At 71.0% G+C, this 13,550-nt stretch carries 12 protein-coding genes; 10 read left to right on the top strand and 2 right to left on the bottom strand.

The features are described from left to right. The first annotated feature begins 231 nt into the window (after positions 1–231). Positions 232–1,269, top strand: coding sequence for a hypothetical protein (locus Psi02_RS29400; protein ID WP_239095255.1), 1,038 nt, complete (start codon positions 232–234; stop codon positions 1,267–1,269). Between the two features lie 24 nt (positions 1,270–1,293). Here Psi02_RS29400 and Psi02_RS29395 read toward each other — a convergent pair whose 3' ends face one another. Next, the gene (locus Psi02_RS29395; protein WP_203979091.1) at positions 1,294–1,662 is read right to left on the bottom strand and encodes a hypothetical protein; all 369 of its coding nucleotides are present in this window, start codon (positions 1,660–1,662) and stop codon (positions 1,294–1,296) included. A 118-nt stretch (positions 1,663–1,780) separates the two neighbouring features. Between Psi02_RS29395 and lhgD the strand changes: the two genes are divergently transcribed. From lhgD to Psi02_RS29380, 3 genes are read left to right on the top strand one after another with little or no spacing between them, the layout of a single operon-like run. Beyond that, complete coding sequence (gene lhgD / locus Psi02_RS29390; protein ID WP_203979090.1) at positions 1,781–2,971, top strand: L-2-hydroxyglutarate dehydrogenase; 1,191 nt, start codon at positions 1,781–1,783, stop codon at positions 2,969–2,971. Between the two features lie 13 nt (positions 2,972–2,984). Then, positions 2,985–3,695, top strand: coding sequence for a response regulator transcription factor (locus Psi02_RS29385; protein ID WP_203979089.1), 711 nt, complete (start codon positions 2,985–2,987; stop codon positions 3,693–3,695). 5 nt (positions 3,696–3,700) lie between these two features. Further along, on the top strand, positions 3,701–5,281 hold the full coding sequence (locus Psi02_RS29380; RefSeq protein ID WP_239095254.1) for a HAMP domain-containing sensor histidine kinase: 1,581 nt from the start codon (positions 3,701–3,703) through the stop codon (positions 5,279–5,281). A 269-nt stretch (positions 5,282–5,550) separates the two neighbouring features. Here the strand turns inward: Psi02_RS29380 and Psi02_RS40845 are convergent, their stop codons facing one another. Then, entirely contained in the window at positions 5,551–7,506 is a 1,956-nt protein-coding gene (locus Psi02_RS40845; protein ID WP_203979088.1) for an efflux RND transporter periplasmic adaptor subunit, read from the bottom strand. Between the two features lie 132 nt (positions 7,507–7,638). On the opposite strand from Psi02_RS40845, the gene Psi02_RS29370 reads away from it, so the two are divergent. Genes Psi02_RS29370 through Psi02_RS29345 form a run of 6 tightly spaced genes read left to right on the top strand, consistent with a single transcriptional unit; the run spans position 7,639 to position 13,550 of the window. Next, complete coding sequence (locus tag Psi02_RS29370) at positions 7,639–8,820, top strand: efflux RND transporter periplasmic adaptor subunit (protein WP_203979087.1); 1,182 nt, start codon at positions 7,639–7,641, stop codon at positions 8,818–8,820. Then, positions 8,817–9,554, top strand: coding sequence for an ABC transporter ATP-binding protein (locus tag Psi02_RS29365; RefSeq protein WP_203979086.1), 738 nt, complete (start codon positions 8,817–8,819; stop codon positions 9,552–9,554). The genes Psi02_RS29370 and Psi02_RS29365 overlap by 4 nt, the downstream gene beginning before the upstream one ends. Beyond that, entirely contained in the window at positions 9,551–10,831 is a 1,281-nt protein-coding gene (locus Psi02_RS29360) for an ABC transporter permease (RefSeq protein ID WP_203979085.1), read from the top strand. The genes Psi02_RS29365 and Psi02_RS29360 overlap by 4 nt, the downstream gene beginning before the upstream one ends. Positions 10,832–10,847: 16 nt before the next feature. Then, positions 10,848–11,438, top strand: coding sequence for a hypothetical protein (locus Psi02_RS29355; protein WP_203979084.1), 591 nt, complete (start codon positions 10,848–10,850; stop codon positions 11,436–11,438). Next, entirely contained in the window at positions 11,435–12,127 is a 693-nt protein-coding gene (locus Psi02_RS29350; RefSeq protein WP_203979083.1) for a response regulator transcription factor, read from the top strand. Before Psi02_RS29355 ends, Psi02_RS29350 begins: the two co-directional genes overlap by 4 nt. Continuing rightward, complete coding sequence (locus tag Psi02_RS29345; protein WP_239095253.1) at positions 12,111–13,550, top strand: sensor histidine kinase; 1,440 nt, start codon at positions 12,111–12,113, stop codon at positions 13,548–13,550. The genes Psi02_RS29350 and Psi02_RS29345 overlap by 17 nt, the downstream gene beginning before the upstream one ends.

The raw sequence follows: 13,550 nt of genomic DNA, 5'->3' as shown, positions 1-13,550 counted from the left end.
CGGCAAACTCGGCTGCGCCAGGCTGGCCCCAAGCCGAAGACGAGGACGCGGCGCAGCAGGAGTTCGACTGCCGAGAGCCCTGCCGATCACGCGAAGGGAGTCGACAAGCTGGTGGCCGAGAAGAAGGCGGCCGGTGAGTGCAGCTGACCCCGTAAGGCTGTGGCGGCAGAACAGCGCTCCCAGCGTTCGGGCTGGGGCGCGGAGGGGCGGCGCATCGGGAATGATTGCCGCATGGGGATCTCGCCGGTGGATCGGGTCAAGAGGGCGTTCTGGCCGGCCGCGTGTCTCCTCGCCGTCTCCGTCGCCGTCCTGCCTCCGCCGGAGAGCGCCCACGCCGACGACGACAAGCCCCTCTTCGCGATCAAGGACAAGCGCGTCACCGAGTCCAGCGGGCTGGCGTTCTCGCCGACGCACAAGGGCGTCGTCTACACGCACAACGACAGCGGCGGCTCGCCGACGGTCTACGCCGTGGGCCTCGACGGCCGGACGCGGGCGGCCTTCACCCTCGCCGGCGCGGTCGCCAGGGACTGGGAGGCGATGGCGACCTCCGTCGACGCCAAGACGGGCCGGGGCGTGTTGTGGATCGGCGACATCGGCGACAACCTGGACGGCGCCTGGTCGGACATCTCCGTGTACAAGGTCGTCGAGCCTCGCACGCTGGCCGACGCGACGCTCCAGGCGACCCGTTACCGCTTCCGCTACAAGGACGGCGCCCGCAACGCCGAGGGCCTGATGGTCGACCCCCGCTCCGGCCGGCTCTACGTCGTGAGCAAGGAAATCGACGGGTCGATCTACCAGGCGCCCGCCAAGCTGCGGACCGACAGGGTGAACGTGCTCCGCCGGGTCGGGTCCGCCCCCATCATGGCCACCGACGCGGCCTTCGCCCCCGACGGTTCGAGCTTCGTGATCAGGACGTACTTCTCCGCCTCGGTCTTCCGCTCGCCCGACCACCTGATCGCGCACGTGACGATGCCGCCCCTGAACCAATCCGAGTCCGTCACCTACACGCCGGACGGCACCGCCCTGCTGACGGGCTCCGAGGGTGAGCGGAGCCCGGTCTACGAGGTGCCGCTCCCGTCGGAGGCCCGTGCGCGGCCCGCGGCGGCCACCCGCTCTCCGGCGGCCACCCCAGGTGCGCGGAACTCGGCCGCGGCGGCGGAGAAGGCCGGCGACACCGGCGTCCCCGCCTCGATGATCGTCTTATGGGTGGCGGTCGCCGCCGGAGCGATCGGCGTGATCCTCGTGATCGCCTGGCGGACCGCCCGCTGAGGCCGGCGGTGCGGCGAGTGACTGTCAGCGTCGGAGCTTCTCGGTGAACCGCTCACCCCGGAGGGCCCGCTCGACGAGATCGACGGCCTGCGCGAGCCGTACGAGCCGGGGACCCTCGCTGCGGTAAGCCTCCAGCACCGCCTCGACGGCGTGCGGAGGCAGATGATCCTTCAGGTCGACGGCGGCGCCCCGATAGCCCTCCCTGGCGGCCTGGATCGACGCGCGCACGTGGTGGCCGGCCATCCGCGCCAGCGCGATCGGGTGCCGGCGCAGCACTCCATAGGCGCGGTAGTCCGGCGGCACCGCGTCGAGCAGCCACGCCATGGCGGACGACTCCCAGTCGGGGCTGTCGGGCGGGCGGACCTCCTGCGGCCATCCCGGCGGCACGTACATGGCCGCCAGTCTACCGAACGTCAGTTCGATCTCGGGTGAGTGGCAGACGAGTCCGTGAGGGCTGGGGGACAATGGCGGGCGTGGTGCCCTTATTCAGCCTTTTGTCCGCCGGAGCGACATGAAGCTTGGAATCATCGGTGCGGGAATCCTCGGTCTGGCCGTCGCCAGGGAGATGGCGCGGTCGGGCGCCGAGGTGACCGTGCTGGACAAGGAAGCCGAGGTCGCGGCCCACCAGACCGGGCACAACAGCGGGGTCGTCCACGCGGGGATCTACTACACCCCGGGTTCCCTCAAGGCGACCCTCTGCCGGGACGGCATGGCGATGCTCAGGGAATACTGCGCCGAGCACGGGTTGCCCTACGACGAGGTCGGCAAGCTCGTCGTCGCGTCCACCCGCTCCGAGATGGCGGGACTGCGCCGGATAGCCGATCGCGCCAGGGAGAACCAGGTGCCGGGCATCGCGGAGGTCGACGCCCTCGGCCTGCGGGAGATCGAGCCGGACGCGGTCGGCGTCGGCGCGGTCCACTCGCCGCACACCGCGATCACCGACTTCCCGGCCATCGCGCGCCGCCTCGCCGCCGACGTGACGGACACGGGCGGCACCGTACGGCTCTCGCATCCCGTCCGGGGCATCAGGGAGACGTCCCGGGGGGTCGAGGTCGTGGCGGGCACGTCGCGGTTCACCTTCGACCGGGTGATCTCCTGCGCGGGGCTCGGCACCGACAGAGTGGCGGCCATGGCCGCGGCGCCGGGTGACCTGCGGATCATCCCCTTCCGGGGTGAGTACTACAAGCTGACGGACACGGCGAAGACCATGGTGCGCGGGCTGATCTATCCCGTGCCCGACCCCCGTTATCCGTTCCTGGGCGTCCACCTGACCCGCAGGATCGACGGCGAGGTGCTCGTCGGGCCCAACGCGGTGCTGGCGCTGGCCCTCGAGGGCTACTCGTGGGGTGACGTCTCCCTCAAGGACCTGCGGCGGATCGTGACCTGGCCGGGCACCCGGCGGATGGCGGCGACGCACTGGCGCACCGGGGTGCGGGAGGTGTACGGCTCGCTCGCGAAGGGGTCGTTCCTGTCCGCCGCGCGGCGTTACGTTCCCGCGCTGACCTCCGGCGACATCGTCAGGACGCGAGGGGGAGTCCGGGCCCAGGCCGTGGCGCGGGACGGGGCGCTGCTCGACGACTTCGCCATCGACGTGCACGGACGGATCGTCCTGGTCAGGAACGCCCCTTCACCTGCCGCGACGTCCAGCCTGGCCATCGCCCGGCATATCGCCTTAACGGCTGCCTTAACTTCCAACTTCTAAAGTGCTGCATGCCATGGTCACTGCATCTCCCGAAGCTCGGCTGCTCGTCGTAGAGGACGAGCCCAACATCCTGGAACTCCTGGCTGCCAGCCTCCGGTTCGCGGGATTCGACGTCAACACCGCCTCCAACGGAGGCGAGGCGGTCGCGGCCGCCCAGCGTCACCGGCCCGACCTGATCGTTCTCGACGTCATGCTGCCCGACATGGACGGTTTCGACATCGTGCGCAGGCTCCGCGGTGGGGGCACGCACACCCCGGTGGTCTTCCTCACCGCGAGAGACGCGACGGAGGACAAGGTCCGCGGGCTCACGCTCGGCGGGGACGACTACGTGACCAAGCCCTTCAGCCTCGAAGAGGTCGTCGCGAGGATCAGAGCCGTGCTCCGCCGGACGAGCGGCGACCCGATGGCGATCGCCCCTCGGCTGACCTTCGCCGACATCGAGCTCGACGAGGAGTCGCACGAGGTGTGGCGCGCGGGGTCCGCCGTTCCGCTGTCACCGACCGAGTTCAAGCTGTTGCGGTACTTCATGGCCAACGCAGGAAGAGTCCTGTCCAAGGCGCAGATTCTGGACCACGTGTGGGATTACGACTTCCGTGGTGACGCCGGAATCGTCGAGTCCTACGTCTCGGTGTTGCGCCGCAAGCTCGACAACGCCCATCCGCGGCTCATCCACACCCTCCGCGGGGTCGGATACGTCATGCGGACACCGCCGTCCGCCGCCTGAGCGTCGTGTCAGGGCGCACGCCGCTGCGGATCCGGCTGAGCGCGGCCATGCTGGCGTTGGTCGCCGTGGCCATGGCCGTCATCGGAGTGGGCAGCGTCTCCGCCCTCCGTCACTACCTCGTGTCCCGCGTGGACCTGCAGCTCGAGATGGTCAGCGCCGACGTGGCCGTACGGCTGGAACGCGGGCCCGTACTCCTGGCCAGGCTCAGGGTCCCGCCGGAGGGCCGCGTCGAGGTCCGCGACGCGACGGGCAAGATGATCGCCGCGCAGGCGGGGATGGCCGTTGAGAGCCTCCCCGGCCCGGCCGCCGTCAGCTCGCAGACCCCCAGTACCGTCCCGGCGGTGTCGGGTGACGGATTGTGGCGCGCGCGGGTGGTTCCCGTCAGCGGCCTCGGCAGCGTGGTCGTCGCCGTCGACTTCGCCTCCGTGCGTCAGATCACGGGCCGGCTCGCGCTCATCGAACTGCTGGTCGGCGGCGTCGTGATGGTCGTGCTCGCCGTCGTCGGCGTCGTGATCGTACGGCGGAGCCTGCGCCCGCTGACGGAGATCGAGCGGACGGCGGAGGACATCGCCCAGGGTGACCTCAGCAGCCGGATCCCGGATCGCGACCCCCGCACCGAGGTCGGCCGGCTGGCCCGCTCACTGAACGGCATGCTGGCCCAGATCGAGACGGCCTTCGAGGCTCGCGCGGCGTCGGAGGCGTCCGCCCGCGAGTCGGAGGCCAGGATGCGGCGCTTCGTCGCGGACGCCTCCCACGAGTTGCGGACGCCTCTCACGTCCATCAGGGGGTTCGCCGAGTTCCACCGCCAGGTTCCGGACGCCGACGCGACCCGGCTGATGGGGCGGATCGAGAGCGAGGCCGCCCGCATGGGCCTGCTCGTCGAGGACCTCCTGCTGCTCGCCCGCCTCGACCAGCAGCGTCCGCTCCAGTCGGAGCCCGTCGACCTGCTCGCGGTCGCCGCGGACGCCGTCCACGACACCAGGATCCTGTGCCCGGACCGGGAGGTGTCCCTCGACGTCCAGGGCGACGTGGCCCTCATCGTCATGGGGGACGAGGTACGGCTGCGGCAGGTCGTCGGAAACCTGATGAGCAACGCGACCATCCACACCCCCGGAGGGACCCCCATCACGATGCGACTCGGGGCGACGGGCGCGCAGGCGTTCGTCGAGGTCGCCGACCAGGGACCCGGGCTCACGAAGGAGGAGGCCGAGCGGGTCTTCGAGCGCTTCTACCGCGCCGATCCGTCGAGGACCAGGCCGTCCGGGGGCAGCGGGCTCGGGCTGGCCATCGTCGACTCGCTCATCCGGGCGCATGGGGGAGCGGTCAGCGTCCGCACGGCACCGGGCGAGGGCGCGGCCTTCCGCATCGTCGTTCCGCTCGCGCCGGAGGCTCTGGCCGCCGACGACGGCTCAGACGAGGACGGCGCAGACGACGCCGACCTCGCCGAGGCATTCTCCGCGGCGGCGGTCCCCGGGGAAGCCGTCACCGGCGATGTCGCCACTGCCGTCTCCGGCGAGGTGGAGACGCTCCGGCTCGAGCCGGAAGCGGTGCCCGCCGTTCCCGAAGTTAGCCCGCAGGTTCGTTAGCCTATAGCCCTCGTTAACCCGCAGGCCCGGGATGCAGCAAGCCCGTTAGCCCACGGCCCCGGGAGGCCGGAGCCCGTAAGTCCGCAGCCCCCGTTAGCCCACAGGTCCGGGAGCTCGTAAGCCCGGGAGGCTGGAGCCGGTGAGTCCACTCAGGGCCTGGGATCTCTAAGAGCCCACTGGCCCGCCCGACGGCATGAAGGACAGGCGGCCGATGACCTCGAGGGCCCGCCCGGCGTGCGAAGCCCTGAGGTCGACCCTGGCGGATGCCCTCAGTTGGCCCCGGGGAAGCCCTCGTCGGGGAAGCCGCCGCCCGCGGAGCCGGTCGGAAGGACGACCTGATCCCCGTCGGTGAGCCCGTTGACGATCTCCACATACTGGTCGCCGCGGATGCCGGTCTTCACGGTCCGCCGCACCTGGCCGCCGCCCTGCTCGACCGTCACCGTAGCCGTCCCGTCGGGGAGCGTCCGTACGGCCTGCGCCGGCACGTACAGGGCGTCGTCGGCCGTGCCGGTGGTCACCTGTGCCGTCGCGCTCTGCCCGAGCAGCAGGTTGGCCGGCTGGTCCTCGAAGGAGATCGTCACGCCGTAGCGGACGAGTTGACCGCTCGTCGTCGCCGTGGGGTCGATGTGGGCGACGGTGCCGTCGTACTCCTCACCCGGATGGGTGGCCAGCGTGATCGTGGCCTTCTGACCCACTTTCAGGGACTGGATGTCCGACTGGGTGAACATCGCCTGCAACTGGAGGTCGCCGAGGTCGCCGAGCGTGATGAAGGTGCCGGCCGTGTACTGCGTTCCCACGGTTCCCGCGACCGACAGGATCGTCCCGTCGTCGGGAGCCGTGATCTTCACACCCGCGAGCGCCTGCTTGGCGTCGGCGAGGTCGGAGGTGGCCTTGCTGACGGCGGCCTCGGCCTCCGCCTCGGTCATGGGCGTACCGCCGCGGCCTCCCGAGCCGCCGAAACCGCCTCCAGCCTGGCCACCGCCGCCCCGGCCGGATCCTCCACCCTGACCGCCACCGGGTCCCCCGCCCTGGCCCGCCCCGCCCTGGCCGCCTCCACCCTGTCCGGGCGTTCCGCCACCGGGGGAACAGCTCGGCGAGGGCGTCGCGGACGGAGATGCGGGTCGCGTCGGAGAGGGTGACGGCGTCACGTGCGTGGGAGACGGGCTGGGAGTGGGTGTGGGCGTCGGGGTGGTGGTCGCGGTGGGCGTCGGCGAAGGACTGGGGTGCTTGGTCCAGGTCTGCCGAGCTTGGTCGGCCGTGGTTGCACTCAAGCCGCGCGCGGATGCGCCGGCGTTCTTCGTCGCGCTGTCGGCCGTGCCGGTGCCCGCCGCGCCGCCGGTCTTCACCGCACCGGTGTTCCCCGCGCTTCCGCCGGACCCGCGCGTCGCCGTGTGGCCCGTCCCGGCGCCGCTCGTACGGCCGGCGGGGGTCGGTGTGGGCGTGGGAGTCGGTGTGGGGGCGGACAAGACGAGTGGCGTGCGCTTCCGGCCGTGATCGCCGGACTCGAACGACACCAGGGACACGTTGAGGGCGAGCCAGCTCTGGCTGGACGCCACGTCCGTGGAGGCGGACGAGGAGGTCGAAGCGAAAGCCGGAGTGGTGGTGGAGGCGGAGGCCGGAGTGGTGGTGATGCAGGACGGCGAGGACCCTCCGGAACTCCCGGAGCCCCCCGAACCGGCGGAGCCTCCCGAACCGGCGGAGCCCCCGGATCCCTGGGAACTCCCGGCGCCCTGGGAACCCCCGGAGGATGAGCCTGAGGAGCCGTGTCCCGACGAGGCGCCCTGGCCGGAGGACGTGCGGGCCATGGCCGGGATGACCGTGGTCCCCCCGGACGCCGACGTCGCGGTCACCGAGGTGCCGGCCTCGACCTGGTCGAGGGTGTCCTGCGCGGCCGCCAGCGCCGCCTTGGCGGCGTCGTAGTCCTCGCGGGCGATCGTGTCGTCGATGCGGGCCAGCACGCGGCCCTTCTTCACCTTGTCCCCGGCCTTGACGTTGAGCTTCTGCACCGTGCCCGCCGCTCCGAACGCCAGGTCGCTCACGCCGTCGTTGACGGTGTTGCCCGCGGCGGAGACGTACGCCGACACGGTGCCGCGCTTGGCCGCGGCGAGCGAGATCTGCCCGGCCGCCGAGGATTCGCCGCTGTTCACATAGATCACGGCGAAGCTCGCGATGGCGACCCCGGCGAGGGCCAGTCCCCCGACGCGGATCGGAATGCTCGGTGTCATGGCGGCCATCCTTGTGACGCCACGTCATCGCCCGCTTGGCACCACCTGAGAGTTATCTGAAAATACGGCTTCCAGGAAACTGTCAGCATCGGCCGAGGTTGCCCGAAGCGGGATCCGCCAGGGTTCAGCATCGTGAAGCTGTCGACGAAGCGCAGAGCGCTGATCATCAACGGCGTCCTGGGAGTGTTGCTGATCGGTGGAGTCGGCGTGGCCTACGGCTCCCTCGGGAGCGACTCATCGAACGAGGCGGCGCCGCTGACCACGCGGGTGACGCGCGCAACGGTGTTGTCCTCGGTGTCGGCCTCCGGCTCCGTCGCAAGCTCCCGGACGAGATCCCTCGATTTCGGTACGAGCGGCACGGTCGAGTCGATCGCGGTCGAGTCAGGCGACAAGGTGAAGAAGGGCCGCGTACTCGCGCGCCTCGACGATACCGCCGCGCAGGAGAGCCTCGACGCCGCACAGGCCGCCTTGGACGCCGCGAACGCGGGCGACACCACGACCCCGTCCGGCTACTCGCAGTACATCAGCGCGAGGAACTCCTACCGGGCGGCCAAGCGGGCCGTCGCGGGAACGGAGATCAAGGCGCCGTTCGCCGGGACCATCGTCGCGGTCAACGGCTCCGAGGGCGGGTCGTCGGGCGGCTCGGGGGGCGGCGCCTCCTCCGGTGGATCGTCGGGCGGTTCCGGGTCCGGTTCGGGCGGGGGCTCAGGCGGAGGGGCGTCGAGTGCCGCCACCGCCACGTCGAGCACGGGCACCGGATTCATCGAGATCGCCGACCCGGCGCGGCTGCAGATCGTCGGCCAGTTCACCGAGGCCGACGTGACCAAGCTCAAGGTGGGCCAGCCGGCCACCGTCACCTTCGACGCGCTGACCGGAGTGACCGCGAACGGCAAGGTGACCGTCATCGACCCGCAACCCCAGACCAGCAACAACGTCGTCCAGTACGCGGTGACGATCTCGCTGAGCGGCGTCCCGAAGACCGTACGGCTCGGCCAGACGGCCAGCGTCCAGGTCACCGTCGCCAAGGTCGACGACGCGCTGGCCGTGGCCAACGCCGCGGTCACCACTGCGGGCGGCCGGAGCTCCGTCAAGGTCCTCGAGAACGGCAAGCAGGTCGTGAAGCCGGTCGAGATCGGCGTCAAGGGCGACACCCTCACCGAGATCAAGTCAGGGCTCAATGAGGGCGACCAGGTCGTCAGGACCCTGTCCACCACAACCGGCACCGGCGGGGGCTTCCAGTTCCCCGGTGGCGGCGGCGGAGGGTTCGGCGGTGGCGGCTTCGGCGGCGGCGGCGGACGGGGAGGCAGAGGATGACCGGGCAGGCGCCGGTCCTGGACATCCGGGCCGTGGCCAAGGTGTACGGCGAGGGCGAGACCGCGGTCCACGCGCTTCGGGGCGTGTCCCTGAGGGTCGAGCAGGGCGACTACGTGGCGATCATGGGGGCCTCCGGATCGGGCAAGTCGACGCTGATGAACATCATCGGCTGCCTGGACGTCCCGTCGTCGGGGAGCTATCTCCTCGACGGCACGAATGTGGGCGTGCTCGATGAGGTGCGGCTGGCGATCGTCCGCAACCGCAAGATCGGCTTCGTGTTCCAGTCCTTCAACCTCATCCCGCGGATGAGCGCACTGGCCAATGTCGAGCTGCCGTTGGCGTACGGCGGGGTGAAGGCGGCGGAGCGGCGCAAGAGGGCGCTGGCGGCGCTGGACCAGGTGGGTCTCGCGCAGCGGGTCGGCCACCAGCCCAACGAGCTGTCCGGCGGTCAGCAGCAGCGGGTGGCGCTGGCTCGTGCGCTGGTCACGGCTCCGACGTTGCTACTCGCCGACGAGCCGACCGGAGCCCTGGACAGCAAGTCCAGCGACGACGTGATGCGGATCTTCGACGGGCTCAGCGCGGACGGCCGGACCATCGTGCTGATCACCCATGAAGACGACGTGGCCGCGCACGCCAAGCGGGTGATCCGGCTGATGGACGGCCAGGTGGTCGAGGACGTCCGCAGGTCGCCGGTCGGCGGTCTGCCCCCACGGCTGGCAGAGGTGACCACGTGAACCCGTTCGAGGTCCTGCGTTTCGCGCTCCGCGGCCTGGCGGCCAACAAGCTTCGCAGCACGCTCACCACGCTCGGCATCCTGATCGGCGTCGCGGCGGTGATCCTTCTGGTCGCCGTCGGCCAGGGCTCCTCGCAGCAGATCCAGCAGAACATCCAGCGCCTGGGTGCCAACTCACTGACCATCTCCCCGTCGACGTCGGGTGGCGGCGGGGGAGGCGGTGGTGGCGGTTTCGCCCGGGCGTTCGGCGGCGGAGGAGGCGGACGGCAGCAGGGCTCGGGCCCGCGCACCCAGGCCAAGGCCCTGACGGTGGAGGACGCCCGTGCGCTGGCCGACCCGTCGGGGGCGCCCTCGGTCAAGAGCGTGTCCCCGGTGGTGACGGCGCAGTCGCAGACGGCCACCTACGAGGGCGCCAGTCACACGATCCCCCAGCTCGTCGGCACCTACCCGAGCTACTTCGAGACGTCGAACAAGCCCGTGGTCAAGGGCACCTACTTCTACAACGACGACGTGATCGCCGCCCGGAAGGTCGTGGTCATCGGGAACACCGTCGCCGAGGACCTGTTCGGGACGGTCGACCCGGTGGGCAAGCAGATCGTGGTGTCCGGGGTGCCGTTCACGGTCGTGGGGGTGCTGAAGGAGGCCGGGTCGTCGGGGTTCCAGGACGCCGACGACGTGGCGATCGCGCCGCTGCCGGCGGTGCAGCAGAGCCTGACCGGGTTCGGGGCGCTCGGCCAGATCCTGGTTCAGGCCAAGAGCGCCGAGGCGGTGGACTCGGCCCAGGCCGAGGTGACCGACATCCTCAACCAGCGCCACGGCATCACCGGGACGGCGACCGCCGACTTCCGCATTCTCAACCAGGCGACGCTGCAGGAGACGGTCAGCGCCGCGACCGGCACCTTCACGGTGCTGCTCGGCGCCGTGGCCGCGATCAGCCTGCTGGTGGGCGGCATCGGCATCACGAACATCATGCTGGTCACCGTCACGGAGCGGACCAGGGAGATCGGTATCCGCAAGGCGATCGGCGCCCCCCGGGGAGCCATCCTCGGCCAGTTCCTCGTCGAGGCGACCGTGCTCAGCCTCGTCGGCGGCCTGTTGGGGGTGCTGATCGCGGTGATCGGCGCCCAATTCACGATCGCGGGCGTCAAACCCGTGCTCGTGCCGCTTTCGATCGTGCTGGCGCTCGCGGTCTCGGTCGCGATCGGCCTGTTCTTCGGCAGCTATCCCGCCAACCGCGCCGCCAAGCTGCGGCCGATCGAAGCCCTGCGCTTCGAGTGACAGCCAGGAGATGAATGTGAGCAGGCACAAGGCTGCGGACCTGCTGGAGATCTCGCCCTTCGACGACGATCTCCAGGCCGAGCTGGCGGCCCAGCCCGCTCGGCGCGGGCCGTCGAAGTTGACCATGGCGCTCGGCGCGGGCGTGGTGCTCGTGGCCGGGTTCCTCGTGGGGGTCCAGGCGCAGAAGCACGCCGCCACCCCCTCCGGGGGCGTCCCGTTCGGCTCGCTCCTGGCCGGCCAGGGCAACGCCGGCGGGCAGCGGGGGCAGGGCGGCTTCGGCCGGGCCGCCGGGGGCGGCGGAGGTGGCGGCGGCGGTGGCGCTGGACTCGGAGGTGGCGGCTTCGGCGGCGCCGGGGCGGGCGCGACCTTCGGGACGGTCAAGCTCGTCGACGGCGACAAGATCTACGTCCAGACCGCGAACGGGGACGTCGTCACGGTGAAGACCAGCACGACCACCAAGATCCAGGTGTCCAAGGCGGGGAAGGCCAAGGACCTCAAGACGGGGAGCGTGGTGATCGTCGCGGGCGACAAGGACGCGCAGGGGACGGTCGACGCCACGTCGGTCACCCAGAGCTCGGCTCTCGGCGGCAGAGGGGCGGGCTCATGAGCGCCGAGGCGCGGCTGCTCGTCGTCGACGACGAGCCGAACATCCGGGAACTGCTGTCGGTGAGCCTGCGTTACGCGGGGTTCGAGGTGATGACGGCCTCGGACGGCAAGGAAGCCGTCCAGATCGCGGAGCGCACGAGGCCCGATCTGATCGTGCTCGACGTGATGCTTCCGGACATGGACGGCTTCGCCGTCGCCGGCAGGCTCAGGGCCACCGGACGGCGCATCCCGGCGGTGTTCCTGACGGCCAGGGACGCGGCCGACGACAAGCTCGCCGGGCTGGCGCTCGGGGACGACTACGTCACCAAGCCGTTCAGCCTCGACGAGGTCCTGGCGAGGATCCGGGCGGTGCTCCGCCGCACCCGCGGCGAGGCCGCCGCGCCGCCGCCGCGCCTGCGGATCGCCGACCTGGAACTGGACCAGGACGGTCACCAGGTGTGGCGTGGAGGCAGGCCCGTACGGCTCTCGCCGACCGAGTTCAAACTCCTGCACTACTTCATGATCAACCAGGGCCGGGTGTTGTCGAAGGCGCAGATCCTCGATCACGTGTGGCACTACGACTTCGGCGGCGACCGCAACGTCGTGGAGTCGTACGTGTCCTATCTGCGGCGGAAGATCGACACGGCCGATCTCAAGCTCATCCACACGCTTCGCGGCGTGGGCTATGTTCTCCGTGCCCCGCGCCAGTGAGCTGAGACGGCGGGTAGCCCGCACCCCACTCTGGCTGCGCCTCGTCGGAGGGACGCTGCTGCTCGTCACGCTGGCGATCGCGCTGACGGGCGGCTTCGCCGTCCAGTTGCTGCGCGGCTACCTGGTGCAACGGGTCGACACCCAGCTTCTGACGATGGGCAGGCGCCCGCCGGACCTCGCGATCGACGCCGTGCCTCGGCCGTCCGGGCTCCCCGGAGTCCCGCTCCGGTTGTTCGGCTCGTTCTACATCGTCCAGCTCGACGGGACCGGCGCCGTCATGCGGACCATCCAGGAGCCGCCGAACGCCGACCTGCCCCTGTTGCCCCGGCCGTCCGACGGCGGGCGCGGCCTGTTCACGATCGAGTCGCCGTCGGGGTCGAAATGGCGGGCGATCGTGGCAGACGACGGCGAGGGCGGGTTCCGCGCCGTCGCCATGAACCTGAACGAGATCGACGGCACGGTCTCCCGGCTGATGGTCATCGTGTCGGGCGTCGGCTTCGCCGTGCTGGTCGCCCTGGGAGTCGCCTGCTACTGGCTCGTACGGCGAAGCCTGCGGCCGCTGGGTGAGATCGAGCGGACCGCGGAGGCGATCGCCTCGGGCGACCTGTCACGGCGGGTGCCGCTCCGGCATCCGCGGACCGAGATGGGCCGGCTCGGCCGATCGATCAACGGCATGTTGTCCCAGATCGAGGCGGCCTTCCGCGACAGGGAGGCCTCGCAGGAGCGCATGCGCCGCTTCATGGCGGACGCCTCGCACGAGCTGCGCACCCCGCTCACCTCGATCCGCGGCTTCGCCGAGCTCGCCCGGCAGCAGCGGTCGCAGGACCCGCTCCGCCTCGTGCGCAGGATCGAGGACGAGGCGGCCAGAATGGGCCTGCTGGTGGACGACCTGCTCCTGCTCGCCCGCCTCGACCAGGAGAGACCCCTGGAACGGCGGCCCGTCGACCTGCTGAGCCTCGCGGCGGGCGCCGTACTGGACGCACAGACCCTCGCCCCGGACCGGGAGATCGACCTGGTCCGCCTGGACGGCTCCGACCAGCCGGTGTACGTGCTCGGCGACGAGACGCGGCTGCGGCAGGTCATCGGCAACCTCATGCGGAACGCCCTGAAGCACACTCCTGCCGGGACGGCCTTCCGGGTCGGAGTGGGAGTCACGCCCGAGACCGAGCAGGCCGCGGTGCTCGAAGTGACCGACGAGGGGCCCGGCCTGTCACGCGAGGACGCCGAACGCGTCTTCGAACGGTTCTACCGGGCAGATCCCGCGCGCAGCCGGTCCGACTCGGGCGGCACCGGACTGGGCCTGTCCATCGCCGCGGCCCTCGTCCAGGCCCACGGCGGCACCATCACCGCGGAGAGCGAGCCGGGCCACGGCACGACCTTCCGCGTTCGCCTTCCCTCCTGTTCGCCCGTTAAGAAAGGCTAG

Source organism: Planotetraspora silvatica (assembly GCF_016863315.1).
GTDB classification, from domain to species: Bacteria; Actinomycetota; Actinomycetes; order Streptosporangiales; family Streptosporangiaceae; genus Planotetraspora; species Planotetraspora silvatica.
The sequence above is the reverse complement of the archived record's forward strand: the minus strand, read 5'-3'. Positions and strand labels throughout refer to the sequence as shown.

Bases quoted from the DNA above. Each gene is read 5' to 3' on its own strand.
- Psi02_RS29400 (WP_239095255.1), top strand. From the start codon at position 232: ATGGGGATCTCGCCGGTGGATCGGGTCAAGAGGGCGTTCTGGCCGGCC.
- Psi02_RS29395 (WP_203979091.1), bottom strand. From the start codon at position 1,662: ATGTACGTGCCGCCGGGATGGCCGCAGGAGGTCCGCCCGCCCGACAGC.
- lhgD (WP_203979090.1), top strand. From the start codon at position 1,781: ATGAAGCTTGGAATCATCGGTGCGGGAATCCTCGGTCTGGCCGTCGCC.
- Psi02_RS29385 (WP_203979089.1), top strand. From the start codon at position 2,985: ATGGTCACTGCATCTCCCGAAGCTCGGCTGCTCGTCGTAGAGGACGAG.
- Psi02_RS40845 (WP_203979088.1), bottom strand. From the start codon at position 7,506: ATGACACCGAGCATTCCGATCCGCGTCGGGGGACTGGCCCTCGCCGGG.
- Psi02_RS29365 (WP_203979086.1), top strand. From the start codon at position 8,817: ATGACCGGGCAGGCGCCGGTCCTGGACATCCGGGCCGTGGCCAAGGTG.
- Psi02_RS29350 (WP_203979083.1), top strand. From the start codon at position 11,435: ATGAGCGCCGAGGCGCGGCTGCTCGTCGTCGACGACGAGCCGAACATC.